This window comes from Rhodococcus sp. NPDC057135, from assembly GCF_042670865.1.
Classification (GTDB): domain Bacteria; phylum Actinomycetota; class Actinomycetes; order Mycobacteriales; family Mycobacteriaceae; genus Rhodococcus_F.
Genome location: NZ_JBHUUU010000013.1, coordinates 167,297 through 184,047, shown reverse-complemented (window position 1 = coordinate 184,047; position 16,751 = coordinate 167,297). Strand labels below are relative to the sequence as shown.

Genomic DNA, 16,751 nt, shown 5'->3' with positions numbered 1-16,751 from the left:
GCATTTTTCGGTTTTCGTACTAGCGTGGACCACGCAGACGAAGATGCACCATCAACCGGAAGCGAACGTTGGGATCGTCGAGATCCAACGCGGCCATACCCTTCAACTTGCTGAGGCGGTACCGAAAGGTGTTGGGGTGCACGTGCAATGACGCCGCGGCGTCACCGACGTCACCGAAGGCGTTGAGCCACGCATCGAGGGTGTCGACGAACGAGGTCGCATGGGCAGCATCGTGGCTGGCGATCGCCTCGATGGGCCCGAGGTCCGAGAATCCTTCGGCTGCAGCTTCCGACGCGATCTCCAACAGAATGGCGTCGACGTGGACACTGCTGAAAGTGGCGACGCTGCCCGACGCTCGTCCCGCCAACAACACTTCGAGGGCATGTTCGGCGTCGCGTTTCGATCGGCTCAACTGAGCCGGTCTGGTCACGACCCGGCCGATCCCGATGATCGTGTCGCCGGACGCTCCGGTGCGGTCCAGGAAATCAGAGGCCACACGGAACGCCTGCAGCTCGGCTTCTGCCGGGGAATGCCCTCGCACAGACAGCACCGCGTAGCCGGTTCCGTTGACCAATGCAGCCGCCGACTGCGAGTGGACGGCACCGAGGTGCATGGCCAGAGCGTCGGTCAGCCGCACCACGTGGGCGGCGTCGTCCGGTTTCGACGATCCCTCGAAAGACCTACGGCCCAAGGCCATCACGAGTGCGGGACCGGTCCCGAGGCCGAGGCGATTCATCGCGTCGACCGCACCGGACCCACCGTCGAGAAGGGTTGCGATCAGGTCTGCGCGCAGTCGACGCTCGGCGTCGGCGCCGCCGCGCAACCGCAACATCTGCAGCGCGATCAACCCGGCAGAATCACGCAACGCACGCATACGGTCCTCGGACATCGGCTCACCGGTTGCCACCCACATGGAGCCGAGGAACTCGTCGCCGGCTCGGATGGACACGGCGATACGTCCCATTTTTGTACCGAGGGTCTCGGCAGAAACCCACACCGGATCGTCGCTGCGATAGAGCCGGTCGAAGACCCCGGCCTCCTCGAGCACTCGAATGTACTGGTCAGGAACCTGCCGCTCCAGAACGGTCGCGATACGTGGACCGTCTCCTTCTTCCTGGCGGCCGGAGAAGGCGATGACCCGTGAGCTTCGGTCCTCGATCGTGATCGGGGCATCCAAGAGTGCGCTGACAGCGTTGGCGAAGGCGAACAGATCGCCGGCCGGTCCACCTCCGCGTGAGTGGATGTGCCCGACTTCGTTTCGGGCCGAGAGCACCGAATGAAGCAGGCTTGTCAGTTGAACCCACGAGACTCCGCGAGCCAACGTCAATACGACGACGCCTGAGGCCGTGATGGATTCTCGATCGGCGTCACTGACTTCGGTGGTCACTCGCGCGACCACCACGCGTACTCCGCGCTCGGCCAGGCCGGCGACGGACTCCGCGATACGTTGACCGCCGGTGATTCCGACCAGCAGCACCATGGAGTCGGGCGTCGAGGGCGAGTCGTCGTCGGGGTCGTGAATGACCACCGAGGCGATCTCCTGGACCGCCTCCGGGTCACCGACAACCGGATTCAGCACCGTAGTTCCCACGTCTTCGAGAAGCCGCACCAAACTGATGCGAGGTCGTACGGTGCCCACGTCTATCACTCCTTCGTCCTGTGAACGAAGTGTGTCATAGTGATTCGTCAAAGCCGATCCATGCCGATCCATTCGACCGAGGTGGTAATGGCTTCGAGCAGGTCAGGGATCGGTTGGACGCCGATACCCGGTCCTTCCGGAACCTTCACGTAACCGTTGTCGAGTACGAACGGCTCGGTGATGTCTTCGGCGAAGTACCGGTCGGAGGCTGACGTATCGCCTGGTAGGACAAATCCAGGGAGCGCGGCAAGAGCGACGTTGGCGGCCCGGCCGATTCCGGTCTCGAGCATCCCACCGCACCACACGGCAATACCGTTGGCCTTGCAGACGTCGTGGATTCGACGCGATTCCAGATAACCGCCGACACGTCCCGGTTTGATGTTCACCACGCTGCACGCGCCGATGGCCAGCGCGTCGGCTGTGACCTTGGCGGAGGTGATCGACTCGTCGAGGCAGACGGGCGTCCGCATCATCTCGGCCAACCTGGCATGGCCGCGCAGTTCCTCTTCGGGAAGCGGCTGCTCGATCAGTAGGAGGTCGAAGTCGTCGAGCCGCTGGAGATGGCGCGCGTCAGCCAAGGTGTACGCGGTGTTCGCGTCGACCTGGAGGAGTACGTCGTCGCCGAACCGCTCGCGGACTGAGCGAACCGGCTCGATGTCCCAGCCCGGTTCGATTTTCAGTTTGATGCGTAGGTAACCGGCGTCGAGGAAGCCGCCCACCTCGTCGAGCAGTTCGTCGATCGAATTCTTGATACCCACCGAAACACCTGCGGGTACCCGATCGACCACTGCGCCGAGATACGAGGACATGCTCGTCCCGGCGGCGCGCAATTCGGCGTCGAGGAAGGCAGTTTCCAGGGCAGCTTTGGCCATCGGGTGCCCGGCGAACTGTTCCATCGTCGCGCTCAGTGCGTGCACGTCGGGATCGGTGAGTTCACCCAGAGACGGAATCAGGAACTTGCGAAGGACTTCGGCGGCGCCGTCCGTGTATTCGGAGCAGTAGCGAGGATCGGACATCGCTACGCACTCGCCCCAGCCCTCCGACTCCGAGGTGACGACCTTGACGAACAACACGTCCTTGGTGGTCTCGGTGCCGAACGAGGTTCGAAACGGCGCCTTCAACGGCATTGCCGCCCGGCGCAATTCAACTCCGTCGATCTTCACGATGTGGCCTCCGCTGTTGTCCTGCCGACCTGTGTTCCCGGCGCGCGGTCCAGCACGTACTTTCCGGTTCTGGTGACGGCGAGAACCACTCCGTTCTCGGCGAGCACGCCCCCGAGAGTTTCGCGGACGGCCAGTCGCCAATCGTTCGCCGCCACCGGGTCCGACTTACGCAGTGCGTACACGTCATTCGGCGTAGCCACCGTGACGAAACGATTCTTCGTCGACTTCAACACGGGCAGGCCGGCTTCGGAGACGGACAGCAGTTCGCTCGCCCCCAAGGACTCGGGAGTCGGGACTTCTCCCGAACCGGCGACGACGTCGGAAACCTTGCTGCTACCGATCTCCCAGTCGATCAACAACCGGTCGCTGTCTGCGCCGCCGTTGAGGCTGTCGTTCATCGGCGCGTAGAAACGCGGCAGATATTGGACCGGAAACGCACCGAGTTTCGAGACGTTGAAATAGGCATTGCGCGCGACGAGCGGGTCGAAAGTCCACCGCACGTGGAGAATTCCCCGTTCCAGTGCCCACGCCCGCTGGAACAGTTTCAACGCCAGGCCGATGTGCCCGTTCTGCACGTTCGGGAGAATCCCCGTGATGTGCGAATGCAACGAACGATGTTGTGGCTCTTCGAAGAAGGCAACCGAGCCACCGATCAGGTCTCCGCCACGAAAAGCACCGGCGACGTAATTACCGGAGTGCGAGAGTGCTTTCATCATGTCCCGGTGTACGGGCGGATTTCCGCTCTCCGGCTGCCATACCTTCTCGAACAAGCCGAATACCTGTTCCAACTCGGCATGCCCGGTGACGGTTTCGATGGTCACACACGCAAGCAGAGCTGCCTGTTCGGCTTGGCTGATCGCCTGACGCATCCGCGAAGGCGAAACACCTCCCACCGGTTGAGCAATCTTGCGTTGGACATTGTTCGGCGACGTCATCGTCACAGTCCTCCCTCCAGGACTCGAGTCACCAGACCGGCCAGCAACGTGGCGCGCGGGATCATCTGATCTATCTCTACGTGTTCTGTGGCTGCATGGGCCCCACCGCCAACGGCACCGAGGCCGTCCAACGTCGGGGTTCCGACTGCAGCGGTGAAGTTTCCGTCCGAGGCACCGCCGACGGCGCAGTCGCGCAGCATCCCCAAACCGCTCTCACTGCTGACCTGGTGAGCGAGAAAGTACAGCTTCTCCGAAGACGCTGATTCCAGTGGTCCACGGTTGGGCCCTCCGGACACCGAAATTCGACTTTCGGCCAGCGCCGGTGTCAGTGCACGGATCGAACGGTCGATGCGTTCCTGCTCCTTCGCCGACCACATGCGAACGTCACACCACAGTTGCGCTTGCGCTGCAACGGTATTGGTGGTCGTGCCGCCACTGATCACGGACGGAACCACCGACGTGCCCGCCGCCGGGTCCGCGAGCTCCACAACCGCCTGAATCTGATGTGCGAGCTCCACGACAGCGTTCACACCTCGTTCCGGTTCCAGTCCGGCGTGTGCAGCGCGTCCCTCGATATCGACGCAGTACAGCGACATGCCCTTGCGTGCCGTCTTCACCGCGCCGTCGGCGGCGGCCTCGAGGACCAGCACCGCGTCGACCTGACGTGCTTGCTCCTCGATCAGTGCGCGCGAGGTCGGGGAGCCGATTTCCTCGTCGGAATTGAGGAGCACGACCACCCCGTCGAGCGACGGAAGCGATGCGAGCGCGTGGAAGAGCTGGACGATGCCGGCCTTCATGTCAAAGACTCCGGGTCCGGTGGCGATGTTGTCGGTGACCGACCAGGGCAACTCCGCGAGCGTTCCGAGCGGCCAGACAGTGTCGAAATGGCCCAGGAGCATCACCTTCGGTTCCGTGCCGAAGGACCAACGCAAGTGCTGACGACCGTCGATGCGAATACGTTCCGGTGCGCTCCCGAGATGGCGTTCACCGATCTGGGCCACCACGTCCGCACACGCATCGACTGCGCTGAGGTCGGAACTGGGCGACTCGGCGGTTACCAGTGCCGCCAGGTCCGCCACCATTGTCTTCTTGTCCACTCCGACGCTCTCCTGTCACCGACTTGCAACTTCGCAAGTTCAGCTTGGTCGAACCACCCCGGTTGGATCTTGTCGAAGACTCCTGTCCTTCGGGCCGGGATTCGTCGTGTGCCACGAACGACTGCCTGTAATAGGCAGCCGTGTCATGAAGCAGGTATGTCAGGTTCCGATCTCGGTTCGGGCGGCTAAGAGCTCCGGGAAGAAGCTCAACTCCAACGCTCGTTGCAGGAACCCGGCACCACCACTCGATCCACCGGTCCCCTTCTTCATGCCGATCACCCGCAGCACCGTCCGAAGGTGCCGGAACCGCCACAACTGGAAGCTCTCCTCGAGGTCGACCAACTCCTCGAATGCCTCGTACGCCGTCCAGTGCTGTTCGACGTTTTCGTAGATTGCCTTGACCAGCGGAATCAACTCGTCGTTGCGCACGTAGGGCGCGCTGACGTCTCGTTCGAGAGCCGACGCCGGAACGTCGTAGCCCTGCCTGGACAGGTATCGCCAGAACTCGTCGTACAGTGTCGGCTCCCCGAGCAAGGTTTCCAACAATTGGTGGGCAGACGGATCCGATTCGAAGACTTTCAGCATGTCCGCGTTCTTGTTTCCGAGCACGAATTCCACGGCGCGGTACTGGTACGACTGGAACCCCGACGAGTTACCGAGAACGCCTCTGAACTCCGCGTACTCCGCCGGCGTCAGTGTCGCCAACACCGACCACTGCTCGGTCAGTGTGGCCTGAATGTGTTTGACGCGCGCGATGCGCTTGAAAGCGACCCGGATGTCGTCGGCAGCTATAGCTGCTCTGGCCGCCCGTATCTCGTGGAGAAACAGCTTGAGCCACAACTCGCTGGTCTGGTGCTGAATGATGAACAAGAGTTCGTCGTGGTGCTCCGGATCGCTCACCGGATGCTGCGAATCCAGGAGGGTATCGAGTCCGAGGTAGGCCCCGTAACTCATCTTCTCGGAAAAATCGGTGACGACGTCGTCTTCGATCTTTCGTGTGCCGTCCGTTGCCGACATCTTCGGTCTCCTTCTCAGAATTTCGCCGGGGTCTGCGGAACGATCATGGCCACCAATGCGGCAGCGCTCGTCGCTCCGACCAGGACTCCGAACGCAGCCATGTACGAGAACTGGTCCACCATCCATCCCATCACGAGCGGCGTGACGAAACCGGCGAACTGACCACAACCGTTGATCAAACCCATTCCGGAACCGAGGAATTCGGCAGGAAGTGCCCTCAACGGCATCGCGAAGATCGACATCGAACACAGACCGCTGATGCCTAGAGCCAAGGTCTCGTAGAACGTGAACATCGCGACGGTGTCGGCGGTGGTCATCAGGAACAACAGGATTGCCGACGTAGCCATACACGGAACCAGAAGAATCCGGGCCCGGTCGTGGAAGTACTTGTCCACCAATCGCCCGCCCAGAATCGTGGCCAGCGCCGTGACGATGAAGGGGATCGCGGCGAAGATCCCCGTATCGATCAGCGAGAGTCCCTTGTCGTTGAGCAGATAACTCGGCACCCAGGTCATCAGCCCGTACGCGGACATGTTGCTTAGACAGAATAGAATCGCGAACTTCCAGACGGACGCGGACTTGAACACCGCGGCGCGCGAGTGCTCACTCGCCAGCGGTTGCAGCGCAGCCTCGGGATCTTCCGAGATTTCCGTGTCCAACGGTGCCGGCAGCACCAACCACACCACCGTGCCGATCACGGCGCCGACGATCGCCACCAGCCAGAACGCGTCACGCCACCCCACCGCCATGAGAACCGGTGCGATGATCAGCGGTGCGACGCCAGGGCCGAGATTGTTGGCGCCGAGCATGAAACCCATCGCGGTTGCTCTGGTTTTCGGACGCGTCCGCTCTGCCAACGCCTTGAACGACGCAGCCGGAAAGAGCCCCTGGCTGATGCCGAACATCGCACGCATGACCATCAGCGAGACGAGACCCCACGCGAACCCTGTCAATGCGGTGAACACCGACCACAGGATCAAAGCCACGATCAACAGTGGCCGGGGTCCGTAGCGGTCGGCCAGCATGCCGCCGGGGACCTGCCCGAGCATGTAGAAGATCGCGAAGACCGAGACTACTCCGCCCAACTGTGTACTGCTGAGGGAGAATTCGTCGCCGATCATGGGAAGTGCAAGCCCGATCATCACACGATCCACCATGTCGATCAACCAGATCGTACTGAGCAGTCCCACCGTAACGGCGGTTGTGCGTCGAATCGACTTGTTGTCCATCATGTTTCGAACCGCTCCACCACTTGTGTGCGATGGTTCTTCGACTGTGACGCGTTCCGCCTTCATCAAGCCTCCCGGATTGTCTTGTGCCGCATGGACTAGAACGTTGAAAGCCTGATGAAGTGTGACAGCGAACACGTCTACCGCATTGGTTCGTCCCACCAATACCCGAAGCAACGTTTGGTCGATCGGAACATGTTCTGCCCCAACAGATGACAAATGCCGCCGACACACACGGTGTCGGCGGCATTCGAGGTCGAGTCGTTACTGCATTACGTGCGATTGGCGACTGCCACGATCGTCGAGACGCCTGCGGCCGCGAGCCGAGCATTGACAGTGATCAGACCGAGAATGTCGTCGACGCTGCCGAGTGTGTGCGAAATCGTACGATCCGAAATCCGTCGCGAGCCGGGAACAGCCTCGGCCAGTTCAGCTCCCGTGGTGGTGGGGTGAACGATCTCGAGGGTCCATTCGTCACGCAGCTCGACCGGCTTCAGTGTGTCGGCCTTGCGCACTGCACGCTCGGCGCCTGCTCGGATCTGCTCGCACGCCAGCGACGGCGGCAGCGAATTGGTTGCCGACCAACCGTGCGCCTTCTTCACCTCGACGGTCTCCGTCGTCGGCGAGGCCGCGTCCACCAGGCCGCAGATGATGTCGTCACCCGTCACCAGGCCGACGGGAACGCCCTGCGTCGCAGCGTAGAGAGTATTGACGTCGGTCTCGGAGACGGACTTACCGTCGAGGCGGACGTCCGCGAACAAACTCGAGAACGTGTGAGCCAGGACGCCGGGGCCACCGGCAGGTGCGTGGTAGCCGACGAACAGGGCGACGTCGTGATCGGACGTCAGTCCCTCCGCCATGCACTGCATCTTCGGTGTTCCGAAGATCAGACGCGCCCGTGGATCCAGGTCGGCGTGAAGCAGATTGTCCATCGTTCCGTGGCTGTCGTTGACCAGGACGCTCGTCGCACCGGCGTCGAACGCACCGGCGATCGCAGCATTGGTCTCGGCGGTCATGAGCATCTGCGCACGGTGGTAGCCGCCACCGCCGCGGATCGTCTGATCGAGCGTCGCGATACCCGCGATACCCTCCATGTCCACCGAAATATAGACGTGCATTCCTGTCCTCCATCGATCTCAATCGGCTGAATTGATAACTTCGCTTTCACCTTCACACTCGAGCGCATCCGTTTCTTGTCCGCTCGAACGGTGAGTCGGCCTCCATTTGGGACGTTCACACCAGAATCCGATACCCGGGCCGTGAAACCATCGGGACATTCGCCGGGCCAGGCGGTTCGACCAACGACAGGAGTGCAGCGCTGATGCAGGTCCACGACATCGTGTTCACCGGCGGCCGCGTCGTCGATCCCGCATCGGGGACCGACGAGGTTCGCAATATCGCGATCACCGGCGGCAAGGTCTCGGCGTGGGGTCACGACGCGATCGAAGCCCGGCGAACGATCGACGTGACCGGTCAGGTCGTCTGCCCCGGATTCATCGACCTGCACAGCCACGGACAGGAAATCGCCGAGCAGCGACTTCAGGCGTTGGACGGAGTCACGACGGCCCTCGAGCTGGAAGCCGGCGTCATTCCTGTCGCGAAGGCCTATGCGCGGGCCGGCGCCGAGGGCCGCCCGATCAACTACGGCTACGCGACGTCGTGGGCTCACGCCCGAATGATCGAACTCTCGGGAGCCGATCCCGACGGCGACATCAGAACGCTCCTGCACCATCTCGGTTCCCCGAGCTGGCAGGGCGAACCATCTGCCTCGCAGCGTGCACACATTCTCGAACTTCTCGAAAACGATCTGGCCGCAGGCGCTCTCGGTATCGGCGTGGTGGTCGGGTACGCCCCGAAATCCGATCCGACCGAGTACTTGCAGGTGGCGGATCTCGCTGCCCGCGCCGGTGTTCCCACCTACACCCATGCACGCCCGCTCATCTCGGCCGATCCGTCGAGCCCGGTGGACGGCGCCGTCGAAATCGCCCGTGCAGCAGCCGAAACCGGCGCACACATGCACTACTGCCACGTCAACAGCACCTCGGGAATGCACGTCGACCATGCGCTGTCGGTGGTGGCACAGGTTCAGGCTGCTGGATCACGCGTCACGACGGAGGCGTATCCGTACGGTTCCGGGTCGACGGCCGTCGGCGCTGCGTTTCTCGATCCCGACAAGCTTCATCTGATGAATCTGACACCACGATCGCTGACATTCGTACCCACCGGTGAACGTATCGCGGACCGCAAACAGCTGGAACACCTTCGGGCAACCGACCCGGGTGGACTGGTGCTGGTGGAGTTCCTCGACGAGAACGACACCGTGCAGCGCGAGTTCCTCGAAAGGGCGATGACTTTCGACCGCGCCGCCATCGCAAGCGACGCGATGCCACTGACCTGGCCTGGCCGTTCGTCTGCCGACGCATTGCAGTGGCCGTTGCCGGAGAAGGCACTCGGCCATCCCCGCGGCGCCGGTACCTATGCGCGTGCGATTCGTACGCTGTACCGCGAGCGCCAATTGCTGTCGCTGTCGGAGATCATCGCGCGCTGCTCGTTGATCCCCGCGCAGATTCTGGAGGAGTCGGTTCCCTCGATGGCGTCGAAAGGTCGGATCAGCCCCGGTAGCGACGCGGACATCCTCGTTTTCGACCCCGAGCGGATCACCGACAACGCCACCTACATCGACGGCACCCGCCCCTCCACCGGAATCAGCCGCGTGCTCGTCGGCGGAGTACCCGTCGTCGAAGGCGGTGTCGTGGTCGAGGACGCGTTGCCCGGTCGTCCGGTACGCCGCTCGTAGCCCGATTACGTTCTGACCTGCATAGTTCTGACAGAAAGTCACTACACATGAACACTTCGTCTGCAATCAACGGCACAATCGATGCCATGACGGATTTCGCGAACCCCCCGATCGGTTGGCAGCACAAGGCATTCGGCACCGACCTCGAAGGTCGCGACGGCTCCGACCTCGAGCCACTGGGGATCTCTGCACTCGACGGCAACCTCTTGCTGCCGGTGATGACACTCAATCGTGCGGCGATCGCGCACAACGTCGACCTCATGGCGCAGTTCTGCTCCGATCACGACGTGGATCTGGCTCCTCACGCGAAGACCACGATGAGCCCCGAACTGGTTCGTCGCCAACTCGACGCCGGTGCTTGGGCGATGACGGCGGCAACCGTTGCGCAGGCACGCATTCTGCGTGAATTCGGTGTGGACACGATCATCATCGCCAGCCAGGTTCTCGATCCCGCCGGCATTCGGTGGATCTGCGACGCTCAGGCCACCGACCCCGATTTCTTCGTCACCACCCTCGTCGACTCCGTCGAGAGCGTCCGGCTGATGGAACAGTTGATAGCGAAAGTATCACCGGCCAGCCGTATCCGGGTTCTCGTCGAACTCGGATACGACAGCGGACGCGCGGGTGCTCGCACTGTCGAGCAAGCTCTCGACGTTGCACGTGCGGCGGCGCAGGCTCCTTCGTTGACAGTCACCGGAGTCGAGGGATTCGAGGGCATGATGCCCGGAGCCTCGGTGGCCGCCCGTCGCATTTCCGTCGATTCATATCTCAAATCCGCGCGGGTGTTCACGGAAATCTGTGTCGCCGAGAACCTGTTCGAGAACAACTCCGCGAAGGCTCCCAGGCCACTGGTCACGTTCGGCGGCAGCGCATTCCACGATCTTGTGGTGCGCGAGCTGGCCGGCCGGTGGGCACTCGACAACGGTGTACGCGTCGTCCTGCGCAGCGGTTGCTACATCACCCACGATCACGGTCTCTATGCCGAGACTTCGCCGTGGGCGGATGGTCCGCGAACCCTGCAGGGAGCCGCTGAGGTCTGGGGCGTAGTGCTCTCCATACCTGAGCCCGGCCGCGCGATCCTGGGCTTCGGTCGTCGCGACGTCGGATCCGACGCAGGCTTTCCCATAGTCCTGTGGCGCCGACGCGACGGATCAAACCGATCGGCGCGAGAACTGACGATCACCGCCCTCAACGACCAGCACGGGTACGTCGACGTTCCGGCAGACTTCGACGTGCAGGTCGGCGATCTGCTCGGTTGCGGAATCTCGCATCCCTGCACCACTTTCGACAAGTGGTCGCTGATTCCCGAGGTGGACTCGGACTACCGCGTCGTCGGTACGGTGCACACCTACTTCTGAGAGACCGACTCCGGTAGTTCCTCGTCAGTCGTCCTTCGGATCACGCGGCAATTCGACGCGGAATGTCGTCCCTTGCCCGAGGGCCGTCTCGACGCTGACGGTTCCGGCGTGCGCGGCAACCAAAGCCGAAACAATGGACAGGCCGAGACCGGCGCCTCCGGTCTCGCGGGTGCGAGAGGTGTCCGCGCGGTAGAAACGCTCGAAGATCCGCTCGGCATCCTCTTCACTCAGGCCCTGACCGGTATCGGAAACCTCGACCACCGCGGAGTTCTCGGTAGTACCGACACGAACTGTGACCTGTGCATCCGGCGGCGTGTGTTTGATCGCGTTGCCCACCAGATTGGCGACTACCTGACGCAGTCTGGCCTCGTCGCCGTGCACCTCGGGCAGGCCGGGGCCGCCGGTCATCTGCAGTTCGACGGTTCGATCCGGTGCGATCGCTCGGGCCGCCTGCACCGAATCCGCCGCAACTGCAAGCAGATCTACCGGCTTGTTCTCGAGCGGTCGCTGTTCGTCGAGTCTGGCCAGCATGAGTAGGTCCTCGACCAGAAGTCCCATCCTCGACGCCTCGCCCTCGATTCGGTTCATCAGCGTTGCCGTATCCGTCATCGCCCCTTGGCGATACAACTCGGCGAATCCACGGATAGTCGTCAAGGGTGTGCGCAACTCGTGGCTGGCGTCGCCGACAAATCTGCGCATCTTCTCCTCGGAACGCCGTGCTGATTCCTCCGAAGCCTCGGTCGCGGCAAATGCGTGTTGAATTTGCGCGAGCATTCCGTTGAGGGCCACGGACAATCGGCCGACTTCGGTGCGGTCGTCACGCTCCGGAACGCGTCGATGAAGGTCGCCGGCGGCAATGGCAGCGGCGGTTTCCTCCACCTCGACGAGAGGACGCAGGCTCCGACGAACGACGAAATACGCTCCGCCGCCGAGGATCAGCAGAACAACCAGACCGATGCCGAGTTGCAGCCCGACCAAGTCGTCGACGGTCTGCTCGTTATCCGTCAGTCGCACACCGATAGTCGTGGTCGTGCCTTCGCGAACCGTCGTGAGCACTCGCCAGTTCACGTCCGAACCATCGCTCGATCCGACGGTGATCGGACCGTTGGTGGAATCTTTGGACAGGTCGGGTTCGGTGGTCGTCGACTTGTCGTTCAGGACGATCACCCGACCGTCCGGGGTCACTGTCCGAACGAAGAAGGGGCTGGGTGGGCGGGTGCCCGGGCCGACGTCACTGGGCGGCTGCAGATCTCTTGTGTGCGGCTTTGCCCAACCGTCGACCGCCTCGTACAGCGTTTTGTCGGTTCGCTGGGTCAGCGAATTCTCGAGCGCCGAAGTGACCGCCACGCCCGACGCCAACAACCCCAACGCCGCCAACACCAGCAAGGCCGCAACCAGGGTGAAGCGCAGCGGCAGTGAATGGAGACGGAAACGACCCCGCTTCGGAAGCTGATCGTTTTCCGCGGCGGCGATCATTGCCGCGGTTCACGCATCACGTAGCCGACCCCACGCAACGTGTGGATCAGCGGCGTCTCCCCCGTATCCACCTTGCGACGCAGGTAGGACACGTAGGACTCGACAACTCCGACCTCCCCGCCGAAGTCGTAGTTCCAGACATGGTCGAGAATCCGAGGCTTGCTGAGAACCGTCCCGGCGTTGACCATGAAGTATCGGAGCAATGTGAACTCGGTGGGTGAGAGTGCAACCAGTTCGCCCTTCTTCCAGACCTCGCGGGTGTCGTCGTCGAGTTCGATGTCGGCGAACTTCACCCGCGGCGACTGCTCCGGCGCGACACCGCGGCCGGCGCGGCGCAGGATGACCCGCAACCTCGTCACGACCTCTTCGAGGCTGAACGGCTTGGTCACGTAGTCATCCGCGCCGAGGGTCAGGCCGCTGATCTTGTCGTCGAGCGAATCCTTCGCGGTCAGAAACAGGACGGGCGCGTCCACACCGTCGGCGCGGAGGCGTCGGAGCAGACCGAATCCGTCCATGCCGGGCATCATGACGTCGAGAACGATCGCGTCAGGACGGAAGGTCCGTGCGACGTCCAGGCCTTGGGCACCGCTCGATGCAGTTGCCACCTCGAAGCCCTGGAACCGGAGGCTCACGGAGAGCAACTCCACGATGGTGGGTTCGTCGTCGACGACGAGGATGCGGGCTTCAGGGGTCTTGTCGGTCACGAGAACTATCTTCTCCCCTGCCACTGGATTCTCGCTGTATGTTCCCTGGGAGCTTCCTGTGAACGGCTGGGTGCAGGTGAATGGCCGGGTGCAGGTGAAATGCTGGGGTGCAGGCCCACGAACCGGAAGGATGCGGCATGTCACGACCTCCACTGTGGAACATGGAATGCTTGACCTGGCGTATTCCTCTGTTCACCAACAACTCCGATCCCGGCGAGGATCCCGGCTTCGCGGCGCCGGAGTCTTGGGCACAAGCCCTCGCGGCTGTTGCCCAAGATCTGCGTTGCCTGCGATTCGGACCTGAAGTTGTTGTCGATCGTCTGATCTGGGAATTTTCGATCAACAGCGACTACAACGTCACGATCGGCTGGCAAGGCGCACGTGACATCAGCGGATTCAGCTACTTCAACGCACTGTCGATGGATACTGCATTCGCGGACGCTGCGGTGTGGGTCGCCGATATCGTTCAGACCAAATTGGCCGGATACGACTTCGTTCAGTGGCCGAGCCGAGGGCGCCATCTGCTTCTTCCTCGACTTCGAGACGGGGAACCGGTGTGGATGGATCCGCACGGCGATGTGACGATCAGTCGTATCGGCGAGTTGTGCGAAAATTCGACGAATTATGCAGCAACGTAGCCCAGTTCAAATCGCTCAGCTCTGCGGTTCGGTGGCGTCCGCGCTGGTCGGCGGTATGGTGGCCGCGTACGCAGTGGCCGAGTCCCGAGTCGACGACTTCACTTTTTCCGACGACGGCCTCACCTCGGTGGTGATCACGCCGCAGTGGGCGGGAGCAACTGCCGCTGTGGCTGCGGCCGTCGGAGTTGCACTACTACAGCGCTGGGCTCTACTGCGCTGGGCTCGCGGCGGTCTCGCGACCGTCTTCGCTGCAGCCGGCGCCCTCGCCATCGCGCTACCTGCATTCGTCCCCGTCTCCGCCCAGATTTCGGTGACTCTGAACGCAATCGGAGCCGGCGCTTTCCTCGCAGCAGCGGCATATCCGACGAAGAGTCACCGCGCAGCACAAATTGCTCTCGCACTCGGGGTGACCGCGACGACCCTGTACTTCGGCGCCGCAGACTTGTGGCGCGATCGCGTCGCCAGGTGGTCGCTCACACTTCCGGGCGACACCCACCCCGTGCCGTCCACGGTTCCCGTCTGGATACTGCTCGCTGCAACTCTTCTCGTCGGCGTAGTCGCCGCGGTCGCACGACCGAATCAGAAGCCGGGCGACATCGACACACGCCTGGTGACTTTGGGAGTTGTTCTGCCCCTGGCATTCACGGCTCTCTATGTGTCGTTGGGCTCGACGTCGACATCACCTGAGTCCTGGGTGACTGCAGTGGCGATCGCGGTCGCCGTAACGGTGGCGCTGGCTTGGCGCTTGTCGCCACACGACGGCCGTTTCATACTCGTCGGACTGGCAGTCAGCGCGGTTTCGGTCAGCACGACCCACTTTTCGTCCGACTGGACTTGGGCGATGCCCGCGGGCGCTGCTGCCCTGGCACTCGGCGTCGTCGTCGGCTGGAAAAGACCGATGCCCCAACTCGGGCTGGGACTCCTTGGCGTGACCGCACTCTCGGGATTGTCGGACAACCCCTTGACCACGGTTTCGTACGTCGTTGTCCTGCCGCTCGCATTGGGATTGGCCGTCACGTCTTGCCTGACTGTTGCCGTCGGGGCAGTCTCGAGCGGGGCGGTACTGCCCGTCACTCTTACGCTGTTCTCGGTTTCAGCGACCTTCTTGGAGGCGGCCGCGCAAGAATTCGGGTGGTCGAACGGTCCGCTCGTCGAACACGGCCCGGTCTCGGTGAACACGCCGATTCCTCTGGCTGTTCTCGCTGCAACGGCGACCATCGTGGTGGGCATGGTGACCATCCATATGAAGCGGGTTCGACCGGCGGTGGTGACCTAAATCGCCACCTGATCAGGTCGTAGCGCAGAATTCTGTTGCTATGGTTGGTTGGTCAACGACGACATCCGGACGAGCGCACCGTACCCGGCCAGCGAAAAGACGGTGCCTTGGGAGTTGTTCACCATGGCATGGATCGTGCTCGTCATTTCCGGACTATTCGAAGCTGTCTGGGCTACCGCACTCGGCAAGTCCGACGGATTCAGCAAAATGTCCCCCACCGTCGTCTTCATCCTCGGCCTGATCGTCAGTATGGCGGGCCTCGCGTATGCAATGCGCACCCTTCCCATCGGGACTGCGTACGCGGTCTGGGTCGGCATCGGCGCCGCCCTGACCGTCGGATATGCGATGGTCACCGGCGCGGAGTCCACGTCGATCGTCAAGATTCTGCTGATCCTGGGAATCGTCGGTTGTGTCGTCGGCCTGAAGGTCCTTCACTGACCGGCGATCCAGGTGAGTGTTTGTGTGTTACCGGTTACAGTTAACGCATGAAACTGCTGGAGATGCTCACGCTTCCCCTACGTGCGGGCATTGCAGCCGCAGAGATCAGTTTGGGGATCGCCGAGCTGACGGTGACGACAGTTCGCATCGCCGTCAGTAATACCGGTGCCGTGACGGCGGGCGCTGCCACCCTGGCAAGCCCCCGCGGACCCATGCAGATGATCCAGCAGTTGTCTTCGCTTACTGCAGACGATCGGCCCATCGGGCAGGCCTTGGCCCCCGGTGGGCCGCTCGACCGGCTGCTCTCACCTGGCGGTCCGGTCGACAAACTGACTGCACCCGACGGCACACTCGAACGACTACTCGCTCCCGGCGGACCACTCGAAAGACTTCTGGCCCCGGGCGGACCGTTGGATCGAGTGCTCGCCGAGAACGGCGCTTTGGAGCGGTTGCTCGCCCCGGACGGACTCCTCGACCGAATGATGGCCGAGGACGGCCCACTGGAACGCCTGACAGCACAGGACGGTGCCGTCGAACGCCTGACTGCCAAGGACGGCGTCATCGATCGCGCACTTGCCGAGAACGGCATCCTCGAAACACTCTTGGCGGAGAACGGTGCCTTCGAACGGCTCATCGCCGAAGGCGGCCCGCTTGACCAGATCGTTGCACTGTCCGACACCTTGACTTCGCTTGCTCCCAACCTCGAGCGTATGAGCGCGAGCATCGAGGTACTTCAGGAAACAGTCGGAATCCTCAGTGCTGCAGTCGGTCCACTCGGAGAACTGGCCGGCAAGCTTCCCAATCGATGGCTCAAGAGCCGAAGCGATCGCCCAGGGCCGGACCTTCCGATCGAATCGGCATAACAAACGGTTACTCGCCGATTACGCGGTCAGTTGTTGATCACGATATTGAGATTGATGATGATTCCACCGAAAGTCAGGATCGTGTTGGCCAAGCCGACCGTCATTCCACTGTTCAGAGCCG

15 protein-coding genes and 1 riboswitch are annotated in these 16,751 nt (G+C 62.6%); of the genes, 6 read left to right on the top strand and 9 right to left on the bottom strand.

Translation table 11 applies throughout. From position 1 onward, the window contains the following. Window positions 1–19: 19 nt before the first annotated feature. The 7 genes from ACFT1A_RS23585 to ACFT1A_RS23555 all read right to left on the bottom strand — a co-directional run bounded on the left by ACFT1A_RS23585 (window position 20) and on the right by ACFT1A_RS23555 (window position 8,198). Window positions 20–1,639: a PucR family transcriptional regulator gene (locus ACFT1A_RS23585; RefSeq protein ID WP_378448993.1), complete on the bottom strand. Its 1,620-nt coding sequence runs from the start codon at window positions 1,637–1,639 to the stop codon at window positions 20–22. A 47-nt stretch (window positions 1,640–1,686) separates the two neighbouring features. After that, a complete protein-coding gene (gene menC, locus ACFT1A_RS23580) occupies window positions 1,687–2,802 on the bottom strand; it encodes an o-succinylbenzoate synthase (RefSeq protein WP_378448992.1) in 1,116 nt (371 codons plus the stop codon). Continuing rightward, window positions 2,799–3,737: a GNAT family N-acetyltransferase gene (locus ACFT1A_RS23575; protein ID WP_378448991.1), complete on the bottom strand. Its 939-nt coding sequence runs from the start codon at window positions 3,735–3,737 to the stop codon at window positions 2,799–2,801. The genes menC and ACFT1A_RS23575 overlap by 4 nt, the downstream gene beginning before the upstream one ends. Window positions 3,738–3,739: 2 nt before the next feature. Beyond that, the gene (locus ACFT1A_RS23570) at window positions 3,740–4,834 is read right to left on the bottom strand and encodes a M20 family metallopeptidase (RefSeq protein ID WP_378448990.1); all 1,095 of its coding nucleotides are present in this window, start codon (window positions 4,832–4,834) and stop codon (window positions 3,740–3,742) included. Between the two features lie 159 nt (window positions 4,835–4,993). Then, window positions 4,994–5,851: a tryptophan 2,3-dioxygenase gene (locus ACFT1A_RS23565; protein ID WP_378448989.1), complete on the bottom strand. Its 858-nt coding sequence runs from the start codon at window positions 5,849–5,851 to the stop codon at window positions 4,994–4,996. Between the two features lie 14 nt (window positions 5,852–5,865). Continuing rightward, entirely contained in the window at window positions 5,866–7,083 is a 1,218-nt protein-coding gene (locus tag ACFT1A_RS23560; RefSeq protein WP_378448988.1) for an MFS transporter, read from the bottom strand. 269 nt (window positions 7,084–7,352) lie between these two features. Beyond that, window positions 7,353–8,198 (bottom strand): M55 family metallopeptidase, encoded by an 846-nt coding sequence (locus ACFT1A_RS23555; protein ID WP_007734371.1) that lies wholly within the window; start codon window positions 8,196–8,198, stop codon window positions 7,353–7,355. A 203-nt stretch (window positions 8,199–8,401) separates the two neighbouring features. Here ACFT1A_RS23555 and ACFT1A_RS23550 point away from each other — a divergent pair, with 203 nt between their 5' ends. Then, complete coding sequence (locus ACFT1A_RS23550; RefSeq protein ID WP_378448987.1) at window positions 8,402–9,877, top strand: amidohydrolase family protein; 1,476 nt, start codon at window positions 8,402–8,404, stop codon at window positions 9,875–9,877. A gap of 47 nt (window positions 9,878–9,924) precedes the next feature. Further along, entirely contained in the window at window positions 9,925–11,235 is a 1,311-nt protein-coding gene (locus ACFT1A_RS23545) for an alanine racemase (protein WP_378448986.1), read from the top strand. 24 nt (window positions 11,236–11,259) lie between these two features. Here ACFT1A_RS23545 and ACFT1A_RS23540 read toward each other — a convergent pair whose 3' ends face one another. Then, on the bottom strand, window positions 11,260–12,711 hold the full coding sequence (locus ACFT1A_RS23540) for a sensor histidine kinase (RefSeq protein WP_378448985.1): 1,452 nt from the start codon (window positions 12,709–12,711) through the stop codon (window positions 11,260–11,262). Beyond that, window positions 12,708–13,415: a response regulator transcription factor gene (locus tag ACFT1A_RS23535; protein ID WP_003945656.1), complete on the bottom strand. Its 708-nt coding sequence runs from the start codon at window positions 13,413–13,415 to the stop codon at window positions 12,708–12,710. The genes ACFT1A_RS23540 and ACFT1A_RS23535 overlap by 4 nt, the downstream gene beginning before the upstream one ends. A gap of 137 nt (window positions 13,416–13,552) precedes the next feature. Here ACFT1A_RS23535 and ACFT1A_RS23530 point away from each other — a divergent pair, with 137 nt between their 5' ends. From ACFT1A_RS23530 to ACFT1A_RS23515, 4 genes are all read left to right on the top strand, one after another. Further along, complete coding sequence (locus tag ACFT1A_RS23530; RefSeq protein WP_378448984.1) at window positions 13,553–14,053, top strand: hypothetical protein; 501 nt, start codon at window positions 13,553–13,555, stop codon at window positions 14,051–14,053. Then, the gene (locus ACFT1A_RS23525) at window positions 14,040–15,329 is read left to right on the top strand and encodes a hypothetical protein (RefSeq protein WP_378448983.1); all 1,290 of its coding nucleotides are present in this window, start codon (window positions 14,040–14,042) and stop codon (window positions 15,327–15,329) included. The genes ACFT1A_RS23530 and ACFT1A_RS23525 overlap by 14 nt, the downstream gene beginning before the upstream one ends. Before the next feature lie 46 nt (window positions 15,330–15,375). After that, window positions 15,376–15,438: riboswitch (guanidine-III (ykkC-III) riboswitch) on the top strand. 14 nt (window positions 15,439–15,452) lie between these two features. After that, window positions 15,453–15,767 carry a multidrug efflux SMR transporter gene (locus ACFT1A_RS23520; RefSeq protein ID WP_230815099.1) on the top strand — a complete coding sequence of 105 codons (315 nt, stop codon included), beginning with the start codon at window positions 15,453–15,455 and terminating at the stop codon, window positions 15,765–15,767. Window positions 15,768–15,814: 47 nt separating this feature from the next. After that, on the top strand, window positions 15,815–16,630 hold the full coding sequence (locus ACFT1A_RS23515; protein ID WP_230814902.1) for an ABC transporter: 816 nt from the start codon (window positions 15,815–15,817) through the stop codon (window positions 16,628–16,630). Window positions 16,631–16,751: the final 121 nt, after the last annotated feature.

What these genes read in the sequence shown, in the direction of transcription:
- ACFT1A_RS23575 (WP_378448991.1), bottom strand. Translation starts at nt 3,737, where the DNA reads ATGACGTCGCCGAACAATGTCCAACGCAAGATTGCTCAACCGGTGGGA.
- ACFT1A_RS23565 (WP_378448989.1), bottom strand. Translation starts at nt 5,851, where the DNA reads ATGTCGGCAACGGACGGCACACGAAAGATCGAAGACGACGTCGTCACC.
- ACFT1A_RS23560 (WP_378448988.1), bottom strand. Translation starts at nt 7,083, where the DNA reads ATGATGGACAACAAGTCGATTCGACGCACAACCGCCGTTACGGTGGGA.
- ACFT1A_RS23555 (WP_007734371.1), bottom strand. Translation starts at nt 8,198, where the DNA reads ATGCACGTCTATATTTCGGTGGACATGGAGGGTATCGCGGGTATCGCG.
- ACFT1A_RS23550 (WP_378448987.1), top strand. Translation starts at nt 8,402, where the DNA reads ATGCAGGTCCACGACATCGTGTTCACCGGCGGCCGCGTCGTCGATCCC.
- ACFT1A_RS23545 (WP_378448986.1), top strand. Translation starts at nt 9,925, where the DNA reads ATGAACACTTCGTCTGCAATCAACGGCACAATCGATGCCATGACGGAT.
- ACFT1A_RS23540 (WP_378448985.1), bottom strand. Translation starts at nt 12,711, where the DNA reads ATGATCGCCGCCGCGGAAAACGATCAGCTTCCGAAGCGGGGTCGTTTC.
- ACFT1A_RS23530 (WP_378448984.1), top strand. Translation starts at nt 13,553, where the DNA reads ATGTCACGACCTCCACTGTGGAACATGGAATGCTTGACCTGGCGTATT.
- ACFT1A_RS23525 (WP_378448983.1), top strand. Translation starts at nt 14,040, where the DNA reads ATGCAGCAACGTAGCCCAGTTCAAATCGCTCAGCTCTGCGGTTCGGTG.
- ACFT1A_RS23520 (WP_230815099.1), top strand. Translation starts at nt 15,453, where the DNA reads ATGGCATGGATCGTGCTCGTCATTTCCGGACTATTCGAAGCTGTCTGG.
- ACFT1A_RS23515 (WP_230814902.1), top strand. Translation starts at nt 15,815, where the DNA reads ATGAAACTGCTGGAGATGCTCACGCTTCCCCTACGTGCGGGCATTGCA.